Below are 16691 nucleotides of genomic sequence, written 5' to 3'. Positions count from 1 at the left end.
AAAAAAACCGGCTAAGCCGGTTTTTTTATCGAATGAATTTTAAATTTATGCAGGTTTGAGAAATGGATAATCAATATAGCCTTTTTCATCACCACCATAAAAACTGTTGGAATCTGCTTCATTGAGTATGGCATTAGTGGCAAATCGTTCAGGTAGATCCGGATTGGCAATAAATAATTTTCCAAACGAAATCAGGTCGGCTTTGCCTTCTTTAAGTGCTTTATTCCCTGATGCATAGTCATAATTGCTGTTGGTCATATAGATACCATCCCATAATTCACGTAATGCGCTGATATCAAATGCCGGGCCAGCTATTCCAGGAGTCTCTGCGCCCATCTCGGTGATATGCAAATAGCCCAGCCCGAATTTATTCAGTGCTTTAACTATATAGCTAAAAGTGGCTTCGGGATTGGAATCATGCAAGTCATTGAAAGGTTGTAAAGGTGACAAGCGAATGCCGACTTTTTTCGGGTCCCAAATTTCGCAGACTGCAGCAGTCACTTCCATAATTAAGCGAGCGCGGTTCTCCAGGCTGCCGCCATATTGATCTTCACGTTTGTTGGTACCATCGCGTAAAAATTGATCAAGTAAATAGCCATTGGCCGCATGAATTTCGACACCATCAAAACCTGCTTCAACTGCACAACAGGCGGCGTGACGGTATTGTTCAACAATTCGTGGAATATCTGCGGTTTCTATGGCTTGGGGTGTTTCATAGGGTTGCATACCTTGGTAGGTATAAACTTCTCCTGCAGGTTTAATGGCTGAGGGGGCAAGCGGTTTCATGCCATTTGGTAGCATAGAGCTATGTGAAACCCGGCCGCAATGCCACAACTGGACAAAAATCAGACCATCTTCTTTATGCACGGCATCAGTTACTTTCCGCCATCCGATTATCTGTTCTTCTGTGTGAATGCCGGGCGTCAATGGGTAACCTAAGGCATCATCCGCTATTTGTGTACCTTCGCTGATAATCAGGCCAGCAGATGCCCGCTGTTGATAATAGATCACATTCATGTCAGTGGGCACTAAGCCTTCACCCGCTCTGTTCCGCGTTAATGGTGCCATGACCATTCGATTTCTAAATGTCTGGTCACCAATTTTGATAGGTGATAACAGAGTAATATCTTGCGATTGGTTCATCAAAGACCTCTGGGATGAAAGAAAAAAGAAGAAACATTAAAACGTTGGAAAAAGTACTTATCACTATGCTTAAAGCTTAACTAAGCAACATCGTTGATAATCATTAATCACTGTTTTAAAAGTAAAAATTAACGAGAGTAAATATCTGACATCTCAAAAATGTAAACGTCTGGATGGGCGTGAAATTATTGCTGCTCAGATTTAGCTTTTTGTTTTGCTTCGAGCTGCGATTTAATGAACTGCAGTTTTTCCGGCACGGCGTCGCAACTATCGGCCGGACTGCCGCAACGTGAACAATTTAATGCGAACCATGCCGCATCAATTACTTCACTGCGGATTTCTTCTTCAACTTGATTGGCAGTACCCACCATGGATCGTGCACGTGTTTGAATATATCCATGTTGATTTTTGCACTGCATCACATCAATCGGCTGCTTGAAGTCGTATTGTTGATGCAATTCCAGACCTACCTGATATTGGTAAAGCATTTCCTGATAAACCAGTTTTAGCGGATCGCCGGTTCCGAGTTGAGAAACAGCACCAGCATTTGCTAACAGTGGCGCAGCTAATAACAGTAAAATTAATTTCAATTTCATAGTAGTGTCCAGGAATAATTCCCATATCAATCACAGCTTAATCCAATTTTAAACTGTGTGCATCGGCAATTTCCCTGCTGTTAAACTGACCAGGGAATACGATTTAGAATGTAAACTAACAACAGTAAGGTGAACGCAACGTGAACAGAGGACAGTCAATGATGGCCAGTGAATTGAGAGTCGTTGCGCCAGTAACTGAAAAAATCCATTTTGCTATTGGTATCAGCCATGTAGGGCATGTACTGACAGCAGAATCTTCTAGCGGAATTTGTGCCGTGTATTTGGGGAAATCCCCCAAACAGATGATGGCCAGTCTGCAACACCAGTTTTCTGATGCAATCTGTATTGATGGTGGCAAGGGTGTGAAAAGCACTCTTTCAAAAGTAATTGATCAGATCCACAATCCGCAAAAGCGTTTTGATTTCCGGTTGGATCAACGAGGTACGCTGTTCCAGCAACAAGTCTGGCAAGCCTTGTGTGATATTCCCTCTGGTTCAACCGTTAGCTATAGCGATATTGCTGAAAAACTGCAGAATCCAGGCGCGGTGAGAGCCATTGCCAGTGCATGTGGAGCGAATAATATTGCGGTGATTGTTCCATGCCATCGAGTGATTCGTAAGGATGGTTCACTTTCCGGTTATCGCTGGGGTGTAGAGATTAAGCAGGCTTTGTTGCGTCGTGAGCGCATGACACTGACAAAATGATCACAGCGGATTTATTTGCTGAGGCAAATCAGCTTCAATGTGAGCAAATCCTGCCGGAAGTTTTTTTGTTAAGAAGCTTTGCTTTGCAAATGGCACCTCAAATACTCAATCAGCTTGATCTTATTGCAGCACAATCACCTTTTCGCAGGATGCAGACACCGGGTGGTTTCTTTATGTCGGCCGCGATCACAAATTGTGGTGATGTGGGATGGCATAGTGACAGACAGGGTTACCGTTACAGTGAAATAGACCCGCAGACTGAACAGGCTTGGCCAGTTATGCCGGAATGTTTTCGCGAACTTGCTGAAACAGCGGCACGACAATCCGGTTTTAGCCGGTTTTCACCTGATGTATGTCTGATAAACCGCTATGAAGTCGGTGCCAAAATGGGCCTGCATCAGGATAAGGATGAAAAGGATTTTTCTCAGCCGATAGTTTCTGTTTCACTGGGGTTGCCAATCGTGTTTCAGTTCGGCGGGCCAAAGCGAAATGATCCTGTACAGCGAATTCCATTACAGCACGGTGATGTAATTGTCTGGGGTGGGGCGGCAAGACGTTATTACCATGGTGTATTAACGCTAAAGCCCGGTCAGCATCCATTGACCGGGTCGTATCGATATAACCTGACCTTTCGTCAGGCCAGATAAATCAGCTTAAGCCTACTTTACGTACCAGTTCCATCGTACGCATGCTGTAGCCCCATTCATTGTCATACCAGGCGTAGATTTTCACCTGTGTCTGATTGGTGACCATAGTAGAAAGGGCGTCAATAATGCTTGAACGTGGATCGCCCCGATAATCACTCGATACCAAGGGTTTTTCTTCATAGCCCAGGATTCCGTTTAATTCATTTTCTGCAGCGGTCTTTAATAACGCGTTGACTTCCTCAACTGAGGTAGCCCGTTCAACTTCAAATACACAATCAGTTAATGACGCATTGGCTAATGGCACACGTACCGCGTGGCCATTTAAGCGGCCTTTGAGTTCAGGAAAAATTTCAGTAATAGCGGTAGCACTGCCGGTTGTGGTGGGAATCAAATTGATACCGGACATACGTGCCCGGCGTAAATCTTTGTGCGGCGTATCCATAATTGACTGAGTATTGGTTAAATCATGGATGGTGGTGATCATGCCATGTTTGATGCCCAGCTTTTCATGAATAACTTTAACGACGGGTGCCAGACAGTTGGTGGTACAGGAGGCGGCGGTCACAATTTTATGCGCATCCGCATCATACAGATCATCGTTCACACCCATTACCACATTTAATATACCAGCCTGTTTGACCGGGGCTGTCACCACCACACGTTTTACACCTTGATCCAAATACGCTTGCAACATTGTGCTATCACGCATTTTGCCGGATGCTTCAATAACCACATCACAGCCTGACCAGTCGGTGTCATCAATGGCTTTATTCGCGGTTACCGCAAGGGTTTTATCACCAACGCTAATATTACTGCCATTGGCTTCAGCGTGACGATCCCAACGGCCATGTACCGAATCAAAATTTAACAGATGAGCATGAGTTTCAGCATCACCTGCCGGATCATTCAGTTGCACAAACTCAATGTCTGGCCATTCCCAGGCAGCGCGTAAACACAAGCGTCCAATACGACCAAAACCGTTAATACCTACTTTGATTGTCATGATAAATTCTCTTGTTTAGGAAACCAGTGTCGGGTGCGATTGGCAAAATAGACTAATGTCAGCATGACTGGCACTTCAACCAATACACCGACCACGGTTGCCAGAGCAGCACCTGAATGCAGACCGAATAATGAAATGGCAACAGCAACGGCCATTTCGAAAAAGTTTGAGGTGCCAATTAAACAGGCAGGAGCAGCGACATCGTGTTGCAGACGCATTTTGATGGCTGCAAAGTAACCCAGAGCAAAAATCCCGTAAGTTTGAATCAGCAGGGGAATAGCAATCAGCACAATAATAAAAGGTTGTTGCAGAATGGTTTCAGCCTGAAAACCAAACAGCAAAACCACTGTGGCCAATAAGCCCATAATTGACCAGGGTTTGATATGGCTTAAAAAGCTGTTGAGCGCCGGTAAACCTTTGCTTTTAATAATATGTTGCCGGGTAAAAAAGCCTGCAACAAGCGGTAATAAAACATATAACACGACTGAGATCAGCAAGGTTTCCCAGGGCACGGTTAAATCAGTGATGCCAAGTAAAAACGCGGCAATCGGCGCAAAGGCGAAAATCATGATGATATCGTTGAGTGAGACTTGCACCAGGGTGTAATTGGCATCGCCTTTAACCAGTTGGCTCCAGATAAATACCATCGCCGTACAGGGTGCAACGCCCAGTAAAATCATGCCGGCAATATATTCATCAGCTGATTGCGGATCGACCCAACCGGCGAAAAATACTTTAAAAAACAACCAACCTAAAGCAGCCATAGTGAAAGGTTTGATCAGCCAGTTGATGACCAAAGTCAGCCAAATTCCCTGCGGCCTTTTGCCAACATCTTTAATGGCGGTGAAATCCACCTGTACCATCATTGGATAAATCATCAACCAGATAAATATCGCAATCAGCAGATTTACATGAGCGTATTCCAGGCTGGCGATTAGATCGAATATGGACGGAAACAGATTACCTAAAAATAATCCTGCCAGAATGCTCAGCCCGACCCATACCGATAAATAACGTTCAAAAATACCCATCAGTTAGTGGCTCCAATTCGTTTTAATTCAGTGCTGATTTCCGTTAAAGAAAGCTCTGCCAACGGTAATTCCAATACTGCAGTTAAACGTGTTTCAAGTAGACGGATTAAGCCATCAAAACATTGACCCCGTTCGCTTGAATCAGTGATTTTGGAAGCATCAGGCAATCCCCAATGGCCTTTGACGGCTTTGCCGAACCAGATAGGGCAGCTCTCACCGGCGGCCTGATCGCAGACGGTGATCACAATGTCAGGATGATAGTCACTCAAAGCTTCCCAGGATTTACTGGACAATCCATCAATGTTGTAACCGTGTTCAGTTAGCTTGTTTAAGGTTTGGGGAAACACTTTTCCGGCTGGCTGACTACCCGCGCTGGCAACGATAAATTTATCACCAGCTAACTGTCGACAAATGGCTTCAGCCAGGATGCTGCGACAGGCATTATGGGTGCAAAGGAATAACAGTTTGAGAGGAGTGGTTGTCATAACATATGTTTATCCATATATTTCAGGCTAAAATTTTTAGCAGCAATTACCCAGACGCTGTAACTTCGCTAAATCATCTCTAAAAAAGTTCGGTTTGCTTTGATAAGCAGCATCAATGGATTGTGTCGCCCAAGCGGGCAGATCAGGGTTTAGACGGTAATACACCCATTGACCTTGGCGTCGATCCAGCAAAAGACCACTTTGTCTGAGTAACGCCAGGTGACGTGATATTTTTGGCTGACTGATTTGCAGGGCTGAAATCAATTCACAGACACATAATTCGTCTTGATCGACTATTAGCAGGACTAAACGCAAACGCGTTTCGTCGGCCAGACATTTGTGAAAACTCAGTAAATCCATAATGGTGATATATTCGGAAATTCATATATATGAAAAATCATATATTAATTTATTTGAATGTCAATCTACTAATTGCCAGCTATCGTCACCGATCTGAAAAATATCGCCAGCTACCATCTGTTTACGTTTACGTGTTTCCACCACACCGTTGACCTTAACATGGCCTTCAGCAATGATATTTTTCGCTTCAGCGCCGCTGTCGGCGATGCCTTCAAATTTGAGAATTTTGAACAGTTCGACCGGGCTTTTAGTGATATGCACGGTGGTGATTTCGTTTGTCATTTAATGATCCTGTTATTTATGGGAAAACAATCTGTACATCACGTTTTAGTAAAGTCATACCCACTACAATCAGCAAACTCAATATGGCTTGATGAAAGGAAACTTAGCCATGAAATATCAGCTGATCTTAGTAAAGTTGCTACAGTTTTCAATTGTGCTGGTGATGTTATACCCGCTCTATTACGTGTGGGAAACCGAAAAGATTAAAACTGCTTGTCAGCAAATCAAACCGGGAATGACGTATAACGATATTGTCATTGAACTGCAGAGCAGAGGACTTACCTTTAGCAGAATGAGTGGTGCTCAAGCTCCGGGTGAGAAATGGTTGGCACTGGTTGAATCACAAGCATCATTTAGCGGCTATGGCTGTGAAATAAGAGGCTTTGGTAATCAAATCGCGGGCGTAAGAATAGTGAAGGGTAAACAAATTGCTCCCTAAAACTGGCTGTTTCAGGGAGCAAAAAGATTAGCTTGCTACGTAATTGATCAAAATACCCGCAGCCACTGCTGAACCGATAACCCCGGCCACATTCGGACCCATGGCATGCATCAATAAGAAGTTATGTTTATCCGCTTCTAGTCCCAGTTTATTTGAAACCCGTGCCGCCATAGGCACAGCTGATACACCTGCAGAACCAATCAATGGATTAATAGGCTCTTTGGTTACTTTATTCAGAATCTTCGCCATGATGACACCGGATGCGGTACCGATAGAAAACGCAACCATACCAAGCACTAAAATACCCAGAGTCATATGATTCAAAAAGCTATCCGCACTTAAGCGTGAACCGACAGCCAAGCCCAGGAAGATGGTCACGGTATTGATTAATGAGTTTTGGGTAGTGTTGCTTAGACGATCCACCACCGCACATTCTTTCATCAAGTTACCAAAACAGAACATACCCAGTAATGGAGCAGCATCCGGCAGGAACAGGGCAACCAGAATCAATAATACCAACGGGAAAACAATTTTTTCACGTTGTGACACATGCCTTTGCTGATGCATACGAATCTTGCGTTCTTTTTCGTTAGTCAGCGCACGCATGATGGGGGGTTGGATCAATGGAACCAAGGCCATATAAGAATACGATGCCACCGCAATTGCACCCAATAACTCCGGTGCCAGTTTACTGGCAACATATATCGACGTCGGACCATCAGCACCACCAATAATGCCGATGGCTGCGGCATCTGCCAGAGTGAAATCGAAAATTCCGAAAGTCGAAAGTAACACTGCCCCCATCAGCGTGGCAAAAATACCGAACTGTGCTGCAGCGCCCAGAAATAAGGTTTTGGGATTCGCTAACAAAGGACCGAAATCGGTCATTGCACCCACACCCATAAATATAATCAGTGGGAAAGCCCCACTCGCAATACCGATGGTATAAAACAAATCCAAAATACCACCGGCTTCGGCTAAGCCTGCTCCTGGAATATTGGCCAATACACCACCAAATCCAATGGGTACCAGCAATAATGGCTCAAAGTTTTTCTTGATAGCCAGATATAACAACAACATACCGATCAGAATCATCACAGCCTGACCGAGCTGCATTTGATAGAAACCAGTGGCTTCCCATAGATGTAATAACTTATCCATTCGACTAGCCCTTAAGCGATTGAAACCAGTGCGTCGCCAACTTTGACGGTATCACCGGGTTTTACATTGATAGCAGTCACAGTACCGGCATGTTCTGCCACGATCTGTGTTTCCATTTTCATCGCTTCAAGGATGAGTATCACATCACCTTCATTAACGGCTTGTCCTTGAGCTACCATGATTTTCCAGATATTTCCGGATAATGGCGCCTTGACGACGGCACCTTCGCTGACTGGCTGTTGGGGAACCGTTTGAACTGCTTGAGGTGCTTGTGAACTGTCAATCTGACTGATATCACCGCCTTCATTGACCTCAACCACATATTGCTGGCCATTGACGGTAATAGTGTAAGTTTCTGGTGCGCCAGCTTGTTTAGCAGGAGCAGTTGATGAATGAGTTGCTTCAGCCGTGGGTAATGGCTCAAAAGCATCCGGATTGCCACGATTTTTGAGGAATTTAATTGCTGTCTGGTTAAACAAGGCAAAGGTCAATACATCATCAATCTGTCTTTCACCTTCTTCCAGTTTGAAGTTGTCCTGGTCTGCCAGTGAAACCAACTCAGCGGTAAGTTTATCCATTTCATCTTCAAGCAGATCCGCTGGTCGGCAAGTAATCACCTCAGCACCATTCAAAACGCGTTTTTGCAGCTCAGTATTGAAGGGAGCAGGCGCTGAACCATACTCTCCACGTAATATACCTTGGGTTTCTTCAGTAATGGATTTATAGCGCTCGCCAGTCAAAACATTAATAACCGCTTGGGTGCCGACAATTTGCGAAGTAGGGGTAACCAATGGGATAAAGCCGAGATCTTCGCGCACTCGCGGAATCTCATGTAAAACTTCATCCATACGATCCAGTGCATTTTGTTCACGCAACTGGCTTTCCATATTGGTCAGCATACCGCCTGGAACCTGTGCCACTAGGATTCGTGAATCAACTCCACGTAAGCTGCCCTCAAACTTGGCATATTTTTTCCGAATTTCGCGAAAATAAGCGGCAATTTCTTCGAGTAATTCGATATTTAAACCGGTGTCGCGATCAGTATCTTCAAAGATGGAAACCACCGATTCAGTCGCAGAATGGCCATAGGTCATCGACATGGAAGAGATTGCGGTATCTACATTATCTATACCGGCTTCAACGCATTTCATAATGGTTGCTGTCGACAAGCCAGTCGTAGCATGAGATTGCATATGTATTGGGATATCAATGGTTTGCTTAAGACTTTTAACAAGTTCATAAGCTTTGTAAGGCTTAAGCAAACCAGCCATATCTTTAATACATAAAGAATGTGCGCCCATATCTTCGATGCGTTTTGCCATGTCTAGCCACATCTGTAAATCATGTACTGGGCTGATGGTATAGGCCATGGTGCCCTGAGCATGTTTATCATTTTCCAGAACGGCTTTAATAGCCACTTCAAGGTTGCGAGGATCATTCATCGCATCAAAGACGCGGAAAACATCGACGCCATTAATACAGGCTCTTTCCACAAACTTACGTACAACATCATCAGCATAATGACGATAACCGAGCAAATTCTGGCCACGCAGCAGCATTTGTTGCGGTGTATTCGGCATAGCCGCTTTCAAGCTGCGAATACGGTGCCAGGGATCTTCACCAAGATAACGGATACAGGCGTCAAACGTTGCGCCGCCCCAGCTTTCCACTGACCAGAAGCCGACTTGATCTAGTTTGTCGGCAATCGGCAGCATGTCATCTAAACGCAGTCGTGTCGCAAATAATGATTGATGAGCATCACGGAGAACAACATCGGTGATGCCAAGAGTTTTTTTTGCTTCGGTCATATTCTGGCCTTGTGATTAAACTTAGTTGTATGGTGACTTGGCGTCACTTGTTTTTTTTATTTCGGTATTTATGTACGGCGCTTGATAAAACCGTAAGGAGTGCGTGATCTTGGGAGGGCTGAGATGAATTTTTGGTGTTTGATGCTGGTTGTCCGAGAACCGCTGTTGGAGCAGGTATGCCATCAGCGGGAAGGGCGCCGACACTCTTCTCATAGCGGGTAATTATCCACGACATCAGTGTGGTCACAAGCACTAATACGGTCAGAAATACAAATACAAAACCCATGCCGGTCAGCATGAGCGTGAATCCTTCTGACATAAGGGTGGTGTCTTCCATCAGTTTGCCTCTAATTGATTTAGGTCGTTAAAAGCTTGGAGCGTATTCAACTGTAAACAGCCGCGTAGTATAGCATTGTTGATTTAACTCACATATTTCCTTTACGCATAAGACCTTATTTGACCTAGATTAACAGGGCAAAAGCCATATTGAAAACAGCTTGTGTTTTAAGAATTTGAGCGGTAAAACACTGTAATAAGGATGGCCTGTAAACCGCTGTGGGTGTACAGAGTTTAACCAGTGTATTTATGGAAAAAGGCTGAGACTTATGGAGCACCACGTCCCCCTTATCAGCACAATTGCTGCCGGCTTTGCTCTGGCACTGGTGTTGGGCTTTATTGCTGAAAAAATTAATATCCCGGCTTTGGTGGGGTATTTGCTGGCCGGTATTATTATCGGTCCCAGCACCCCCGGTTTTCATGCTGATGTCGATATCGCCATTCAATTATCAGAAATTGGTGTGATGTTGTTGATGTTCGGCGTGGGTTTGCATTTCTCGCTCAAGGACTTGATGGCCGTTAAGCGTATTGCACTTCCGGGTGCCATTGCGCAAATGTCTATTGCCACTTTACTTGGCACCATGCTTGCCATGAGTTGGGGATGGACCTTTGGTGAGGGATTGGTACTGGGGCTGTCATTATCCTGTGCCAGTACGGTGGTGTTATTAAAAGCTCTGGAATCCCAAGGCTTACTGGAAACAATAAACGGGCGTATTGCGGTTGGTTGGCTGATTGTCGAAGACTTAGCCACAGTTTTAATGTTGGTATTACTTCCGGCATTGGCAGGGATTTTAGGCTCCAGCGAAACAGGCGTTTCAGATGCACCACTTTGGCAAACGATCAGTCAAATACTCTTGCAGGTCACAGCATTTGTCGCGGTGATGTTAATTGTCGGTCGTCGACTTTTTCCATGGATCCTTTGGCAGGTAGCAGGAACCGGCTCTCGTGAATTATTTACTTTGGCAACTATCACCGCCGCCATCAGCATCGCTTACGGTGCGGCTTTACTATTCAGCGTGTCGTTTGCCTTAGGCGCTTTTTTTGCTGGCATGATGATGCGTGAGTCGGAATTCAGTCATCGGGCAGCGCAGGAGTCATTACCATTACGTGATGCATTCTCGGTGTTGTTTTTCGTGGCTGTCGGTATGTTGTTTGACCCGACGATTCTGATTGATGAACCACTGCATGTTTTGGCGGTAGTCGGCATTATCATCATCGGTAAATCCATGGCAGCAATGGCGATAACCTTGGCGTTTCGTTATCCGCTAAATACAGCATTAACGGTGGCAGCCAGTCTGGCACAAATTGGTGAGTTCTCTTTTATTCTTGCCGGTTTAGGACTGACTCTTGGGTTATTACCTCAAGAGGGAATGAACCTGGTTTTGGCCGGGGCTATTATTTCGATAGCATTGAATCCATTGTTATTCTCGGTGGTGAATCCACTGCGTAAATGGATATTGATGCGTTCATTTCTGGCCCGCAGGCTCGAACGTCGACAGGAGCCATTTGCGGAATTGCCGATGTCTACGGAGAGTAAATTTCTTAAAGGACAAGTGGTACTGGTCGGATTTGGTCGGGTTGGCAGTCGGGTAGCAGAAGCACTGAAGGCTCGGGATATTCCATTTGTTGTTGCAGAACAAAACCGCGAACAGGTCAAAGCATTACGTAAACAAGGTATAGCCGCGGTTGCCGGTAATGCAGCCGAACCTGCAGTATTAATTCAGGCACATATTGCCAATGCTGCCATGCTGGTTATCGCGACACCTGATCCAGTTGATGTAAGACAAATGGCAGATACTGCACGCAAATTAAATCCGGGTATCGAAATTGTATTGCGAACCTACAACGCTGCCGAAGCACAATTGCTGACTAAAGATGGTATTGGTAAAGTTTTTTTCAGTGAAGATGAACTGGCGAAAAGTATTACCAGTCACATTACAACACGTTTTGCTCCGAAAAATAATGAACACTGACTCCTATACTGGAGCCTGAATTAAGAGGTCTGGATGACACCTGGAAAAGATGATTTTTGGTTCCTACCGCTGGGAGGCTGCGGTGAAATCGGTATGAACCTGAATGTATATGGACATAACGGGCGCTGGTTAATTGTTGATTGTGGAGTTACTTTTCAAGCGGAAGTCGATGAGTTTGGTGAACCGATTAATAGCCAAAACCCACCGATTCAGATGGCCGATCCGCAATTTCTGATTGACCGTCGTCAACAGTTAGATGGTCTTATAATTACTCACGCTCACGAAGATCATATTGGCGCCGTGCCCTATCTTTGGGAATATTTCCGCTGTCCGGTGTATACCACCGCATTTACCGCCGAAATGCTACGCCGTAAATTAGTCGAGCAGGGTATTGCTGACAAAGTACCGGTAATCATCGTCGAAGCGGATGCCAAACGACAGATCGGCGTATTTCATGTTGAATGGCTACGGCTGACACATTCTATTCCAGAACCTTATGCATTATTAATCAGCACGCCGGTTGCTAAGGTATTTCATACCGCAGACTGGAAGCTTGATAAAGCCCCAGTGGTTGGTAAGACCTACGATGCCAGCGCGTTTCAAAAGCTGGCTGAATATCAGGTTGATGCGATGGTTTGTGATTCCACCAATGCCAATGTTCAGGGCTGGTCAGAATCAGAAGCCAATCTATACAAAGGCCTGAAATTCCATGTTGAACATGCCAAAGGTAGAGTAGTGGTCGCCTGTTTTGGCAGTAACATCGCTCGTTTGCATACTTTGGCAAGAATTGCTGAAGAAACCGGCCGACACTTAGGTTTACTCGGCCGCTCGTTAATCAATACAGTATCGGCTGCCAAAAATGTAGGTTTGTGGACCAGTGTGAAAACATCTGTAGATTCAGCACATTTGGGTTACCTACCTGCACACACTGTTCTATTAGTTGCGACTGGCAGCCAGGGCGAGCCTCGTACGGCATTAAATCGCCTGAGCCAGAACAGTTTCCGCGATTTGCAATTGTCACCTGGTGATACCGTTATTTTCAGTTCTAAAGTGATTCCCGGTAATGAATTAGCAATAAGCACATTGATAGAACGGCTTAAAGCCATGCAAGTCGATGTGATTGATATTGATAACAGTGCTTTACCGATACACGCCTCGGGACATCCCGCCAGTGAAGAGCTGAAAACCATGTATCAATGGGTACAACCACAATGCGCTATCCCGGTTCATGGTGAATTGATGCATATGAAAGCGAATGCCAAAATTGCTAAGGCGAGTGGTGTCAGACAGCAGTTATTGGGGCAGAATGGTGATTTGTTTTATATTGCCCCGGTAAACGGTATTCGCCGTGGAGCAGTTAAAACCGGAAGGTGGGGACTGTTTGATCGAAAGCTGCTGAAAAAATTGTGAAGTCAGGCTTTCGCATCAAATGCGGGGCCACGACGTTCTGAAGAAACCCGTCTTTCAATCAACGTTTTTTGTTTACGTTTACGACGTTCACGACGTTGCCGCCGTTCTTCCTGAATAGACGGCTGGGTTTTATCCGCAGTCGGTTGTCCAGGATTGACTGGTTGAGTGCTGTATGTGATCAAAAAATTGTTATGATAAATTCGTGATATATCCATTGTGTCGACCTAGCTTTACACGAGCTCACAAAACATATCGGCTAATTTGTTTATAACTTTAATTCTTTCATTAAGTTAACGTTGATATTAACTTTACGGATATAGAAAATAAATGAAAGATTCCCTAAAAATTGGTTTGGCTTTGGGTAGTGGTGCTGCGCGTGGCTGGGCACATATAGGCGTGATAAATTCACTGGTAAACGCTGGAATTAAGCCCGATGTGGTGGTAGGGACATCGATCGGTGCCTTAGTTGGCGCAGCTTATGTCAGTCATAAATTACCGGAATTGCAGCAGCGATTACTTAAACTGACCAAACTTGAAACGGCACGTTTTTTTAAAATTGGTTTTCCATTCAATGGTGTGGTCAACAAAGATAAATTGCATGAGTTTTTAAATCTGTATGTTGCAGAAGAAACATTATTAATTGAATCGTTAGCTCAGCGCTATGCCAGTGTGGCGACAGATCTTCATTCAGGTCAGGAGGTTTGGAATACTGAAGGAAAATTGCTGGAAGCTGTCTGGTCATCTATCTCTCTGCCAGGGCTGTTTCCGGCGATAAAACATCATAATCGCTGGTTAATTGATGGCGGGCTGGTCAATCCGGTACCAGTTTCAGTCTGTCGTGCATTAGGTGCGGATATTGTGATTGCGGTCAATTTAAATGGCGATATTTTAGGCAAACACTTACATCAGAATCCTCCCATAGCTAAAAACGATCAAAGCTCCAGCTTGCTTGGCAATCGCATCAGTGAATTTATTACTAACTACGCTGGGAATTTTTTTGCTGAAGATAAAACAGTTAAAGAAGATGTGCCCGATATGTTTGCGGCAATCGCTGCATCGGTCAATATAACTCAGGATAGAATTACCCGCAGCCGCATGGCCGGAGATCCGCCAGATGTCGTATTGCAGCCACGTTTATCACAGATAGGTTTATTGGAGTTTTTCCGTGCAGCTGAAGCAATAGAGGCGGGCACACAAAGCGTAGAGAGAAACCTGGCAGAAATTCACTATGTGCTTCGCAACATGAAAGGCTGATTCATTTACATAGAATTTTAGCGGCGATAAAGAACCAACTTACATTTGCAACTGTCATGTCGTGAAGCTAAATTTGAGTAGAAATCTACTGACAGCAATTACATAAGCTGTCAGTCTGAGCAAAACAATAAACAAAAATAACGCACATCTACAGAGATATAGGCAAATAACGCATGAAAAATGGAAACGTGGGTATCAGTAAGCTCTGGTTCTGGCTAGGATTAAGTTTGTTTGTGGTGATGTTTCTTTTATTGATGATCCAGATAGACAGACAATGGACCAAAATGAATGAAATGACACGCGTCATGGAGGAACAGGCAAAAGATATTCGTGCAACTCGAGGGTTATTGCGTAATCTTGAGCAAACCATTCGTACAACTGACTTTAGCAGTAACGCAAATAACCAACCAAGTAGTCTCAACAATGTGAAAGGCACTGACGCGTTTGAACGAGCACGTTTAGCTGCAGATAAAGAAGATTATGCTCAGGGTGACTGGTTGATGATGGCATTTGCCAGCAACATCAGAACGTTAACTCCGCTGGTTTCTGCTGATGCCTATTCAAGTGAGGTTCAGCAATATGTGCTCGAATCTTTACTGTCACGTGATCCTGACACGCTGGAATGGAACGGTCTGCTTGCAGAAGACTGGACCACCTCATCGGATGGTCTGACGATTACTTTCACCTTACGCCGTGATATTACCTTTTCTGATGGTGAACCTTTAACCGCTAAAGACGTGGAATTCACCTTTAACTTCATCATGAATGAAGCCATTGCCGCACCACGCAGCCGTGCCTATTTATCCAGAATGGAACGTGTAACGGCGCTGGATGATTACCATGTTGAGTTTGTTTTCAACGAACCCTATTTCAACAGTCTGCAACTGGCTGGCAGCCTAGATATTTTGCCTGAACATTTCTATGGTCGGTTTCTTGATGATCCAAAAACATTTAACGAAAGTCGTGGTTTGTTGATGGGGTCTGGACCGTTTCGTTTGAGTAACCCGGAGGGTTGGACACCTGATACGGGTGTAGTGGAATTAGTGCGTAATCCTCGCTATTGGGGACCGGTTAGTGCGTCTTTTGATCGGATTGTCTGGCGCATTATTGAAAATGATAGTGCTCGACTGACTACCTTCCGTAATGGCGATATTGATGTTTACAGCGCCCGTCCGCGTGAGTATCAGAATCTGCTTGATGATAAAGGTATTACCGAACGTAGCCAGAATTTTGAGTATATGAGTCCAACGGCTGGCTATAGCTTTATTGCCTGGAATCAGGAACGTGGTGGCGAGAAAACTATTTTTGCCGATAAACGGGTACGAATGGCCATGTCCATGTTGACTAATGTGGATAGGGTATTGGAAGAAATTTTCCTCGGCTACGGACAACCTGCTGCCAGCCCCTTTATGCCCGGGTCTGCCCAGCATGATGAAGCCAATGAAGCAATTGCCTATAACATCGACAAAGCCCGTGAGTTATTGCTGGAAGCGGGATTTCAAGACAGTAATAACGATGGCATTTTAGAGACACCTGATGGTGATAGGTTTGAATTTTCTCTGACATATTTTCAGGACAGCGATGACACGCGACGTATGGTGCTGTTCCTGAGAGATTTATATGCCCGTTCCGGCATTATCATGAAACCGAATCCTACTGAATGGTCGGTGATGGTGGAAAACATCCAGCAGAAAAACTTTGATGCGATCACCTTGGCCTGGACCTCGGGCATTGAGATCGATATATATCAGATGTTCCATTCCAGCCAAACCGTGGAAGGTGGTGATAACTTTATCAATTATCGTAACTCTGAACTTGATGCAATCATCGATGCTGCCAGATCAGAGGTAGATGAAGACAAACGAATGGAGTTGTGGCATCAGGCAGAGAAAATTCTGGTAGATGATCAACCCTATACCTTCCTGTTCCGCCGCAATACCATGGCGTTTATTGATCGCCGAATTCATAATCTGGAAAAAACCAGTCTAGGCCTGAATCTGATGAGTGTACCGGTGGAGATATATGTGCCGGCCGAACTACAGAATAGACGTTAGAAAGT

General features: G+C 44.7%; 18 protein-coding genes. 7 read left to right on the top strand and 11 right to left on the bottom strand.

From position 1 onward, the window contains the following. Window positions 1-45: 45 nt before the first annotated feature. Together A9E74_RS03635 and A9E74_RS03630 are read right to left on the bottom strand one after the other, a co-directional pair. On the bottom strand, window positions 46-1143 hold the full coding sequence (locus A9E74_RS03635) for an alkene reductase (protein ID WP_069295288.1): 1098 nt from the start codon (window positions 1141-1143) through the stop codon (window positions 46-48). Window positions 1144-1328: 185 nt separating this feature from the next. Next, complete coding sequence (locus tag A9E74_RS03630; protein WP_069295287.1) at window positions 1329-1739, bottom strand: hypothetical protein; 411 nt, start codon at window positions 1737-1739, stop codon at window positions 1329-1331. Window positions 1740-1879: 140 nt separating this feature from the next. Here A9E74_RS03630 and A9E74_RS03625 point away from each other — a divergent pair, with 140 nt between their 5' ends. Together A9E74_RS03625 and alkB are read left to right on the top strand one after the other, a co-directional pair. Then, window positions 1880-2443 (top strand): methylated-DNA--[protein]-cysteine S-methyltransferase, encoded by a 564-nt coding sequence (locus A9E74_RS03625; RefSeq protein ID WP_245652032.1) that lies wholly within the window; start codon window positions 1880-1882, stop codon window positions 2441-2443. Continuing rightward, complete coding sequence (alkB, locus tag A9E74_RS03620; protein WP_069295286.1) at window positions 2440-3090, top strand: DNA oxidative demethylase AlkB; 651 nt, start codon at window positions 2440-2442, stop codon at window positions 3088-3090. The genes A9E74_RS03625 and alkB overlap by 4 nt, the downstream gene beginning before the upstream one ends. A 1-nt stretch (window position 3091) precedes the next feature. Here the strand turns inward: alkB and A9E74_RS03615 are convergent, their stop codons facing one another. From A9E74_RS03615 to A9E74_RS03595, 5 genes are read right to left on the bottom strand one after another with little or no spacing between them, the layout of a single operon-like run. Next, window positions 3092-4093: an ArsJ-associated glyceraldehyde-3-phosphate dehydrogenase gene (locus tag A9E74_RS03615; protein ID WP_069295285.1), complete on the bottom strand. Its 1002-nt coding sequence runs from the start codon at window positions 4091-4093 to the stop codon at window positions 3092-3094. Beyond that, window positions 4090-5124, bottom strand: a complete 1035-nt coding sequence (gene arsB / locus A9E74_RS03610; RefSeq protein ID WP_069295284.1) for an ACR3 family arsenite efflux transporter — start codon at window positions 5122-5124, stop codon at window positions 4090-4092. Before arsB ends, A9E74_RS03615 begins: the two co-directional genes overlap by 4 nt. After that, window positions 5124-5609 carry an arsenate reductase ArsC gene (locus A9E74_RS03605; RefSeq protein WP_069295283.1) on the bottom strand — a complete coding sequence of 162 codons (486 nt, stop codon included), beginning with the start codon at window positions 5607-5609 and terminating at the stop codon, window positions 5124-5126. Before A9E74_RS03605 ends, arsB begins: the two co-directional genes overlap by 1 nt. Window positions 5610-5645: 36 nt before the next feature. Further along, window positions 5646-5969 carry a metalloregulator ArsR/SmtB family transcription factor gene (locus A9E74_RS03600; RefSeq protein ID WP_069295282.1) on the bottom strand — a complete coding sequence of 108 codons (324 nt, stop codon included), beginning with the start codon at window positions 5967-5969 and terminating at the stop codon, window positions 5646-5648. Between the two features lie 60 nt (window positions 5970-6029). Beyond that, entirely contained in the window at window positions 6030-6251 is a 222-nt protein-coding gene (locus A9E74_RS03595; RefSeq protein WP_069295281.1) for an RNA-binding S4 domain-containing protein, read from the bottom strand. A 109-nt stretch (window positions 6252-6360) separates the two neighbouring features. On the opposite strand from A9E74_RS03595, the gene A9E74_RS03590 reads away from it, so the two are divergent. Continuing rightward, window positions 6361-6690 carry a hypothetical protein gene (locus tag A9E74_RS03590; protein ID WP_069295280.1) on the top strand — a complete coding sequence of 110 codons (330 nt, stop codon included), beginning with the start codon at window positions 6361-6363 and terminating at the stop codon, window positions 6688-6690. Between the two features lie 27 nt (window positions 6691-6717). Here the strand turns inward: A9E74_RS03590 and A9E74_RS03585 are convergent, their stop codons facing one another. Genes A9E74_RS03585 through A9E74_RS03575 form a run of 3 tightly spaced genes read right to left on the bottom strand, consistent with a single transcriptional unit; the run spans window position 6718 to window position 9996 of the window. Beyond that, window positions 6718-7851 carry a sodium ion-translocating decarboxylase subunit beta gene (locus A9E74_RS03585; protein ID WP_069295279.1) on the bottom strand — a complete coding sequence of 378 codons (1134 nt, stop codon included), beginning with the start codon at window positions 7849-7851 and terminating at the stop codon, window positions 6718-6720. A gap of 11 nt (window positions 7852-7862) precedes the next feature. Further along, window positions 7863-9659 carry a sodium-extruding oxaloacetate decarboxylase subunit alpha gene (oadA, locus tag A9E74_RS03580; protein WP_069295278.1) on the bottom strand — a complete coding sequence of 599 codons (1797 nt, stop codon included), beginning with the start codon at window positions 9657-9659 and terminating at the stop codon, window positions 7863-7865. A gap of 43 nt (window positions 9660-9702) precedes the next feature. After that, the gene (locus tag A9E74_RS03575) at window positions 9703-9996 is read right to left on the bottom strand and encodes an OadG family protein (RefSeq protein WP_069295277.1); all 294 of its coding nucleotides are present in this window, start codon (window positions 9994-9996) and stop codon (window positions 9703-9705) included. A 268-nt stretch (window positions 9997-10264) separates the two neighbouring features. Here A9E74_RS03575 and A9E74_RS03570 point away from each other — a divergent pair, with 268 nt between their 5' ends. Both A9E74_RS03570 and A9E74_RS03565 read left to right on the top strand, forming a co-directional pair. Next, window positions 10265-11968: a cation:proton antiporter domain-containing protein gene (locus A9E74_RS03570; protein WP_069295276.1), complete on the top strand. Its 1704-nt coding sequence runs from the start codon at window positions 10265-10267 to the stop codon at window positions 11966-11968. A gap of 33 nt (window positions 11969-12001) precedes the next feature. Further along, window positions 12002-13378, top strand: a complete 1377-nt coding sequence (locus A9E74_RS03565; protein WP_069295275.1) for a ribonuclease J — start codon at window positions 12002-12004, stop codon at window positions 13376-13378. Between the two features lie 2 nt (window positions 13379-13380). Here the strand turns inward: A9E74_RS03565 and A9E74_RS03560 are convergent, their stop codons facing one another. Next, window positions 13381-13593: a hypothetical protein gene (locus A9E74_RS03560; protein WP_136553116.1), complete on the bottom strand. Its 213-nt coding sequence runs from the start codon at window positions 13591-13593 to the stop codon at window positions 13381-13383. A gap of 112 nt (window positions 13594-13705) precedes the next feature. On the opposite strand from A9E74_RS03560, the gene A9E74_RS03555 reads away from it, so the two are divergent. Together A9E74_RS03555 and A9E74_RS03550 are read left to right on the top strand one after the other, a co-directional pair. Beyond that, window positions 13706-14632, top strand: coding sequence for a patatin-like phospholipase family protein (locus tag A9E74_RS03555; protein WP_069295274.1), 927 nt, complete (start codon window positions 13706-13708; stop codon window positions 14630-14632). 173 nt (window positions 14633-14805) lie between these two features. Beyond that, window positions 14806-16686, top strand: coding sequence for a peptide-binding protein (locus A9E74_RS03550; protein WP_218104282.1), 1881 nt, complete (start codon window positions 14806-14808; stop codon window positions 16684-16686). The last annotated feature ends 5 nt before the right edge of the window (window positions 16687-16691 follow it).

The sequence above is a fragment of the Methylophaga muralis genome, assembly GCF_001720165.1.
Classification (GTDB): domain Bacteria; phylum Pseudomonadota; class Gammaproteobacteria; order Nitrosococcales; family Methylophagaceae; genus Methylophaga; species Methylophaga muralis.
Note: the sequence above shows the minus strand (reverse complement) of the source record. Positions and strands in the feature narration are given on the sequence as shown.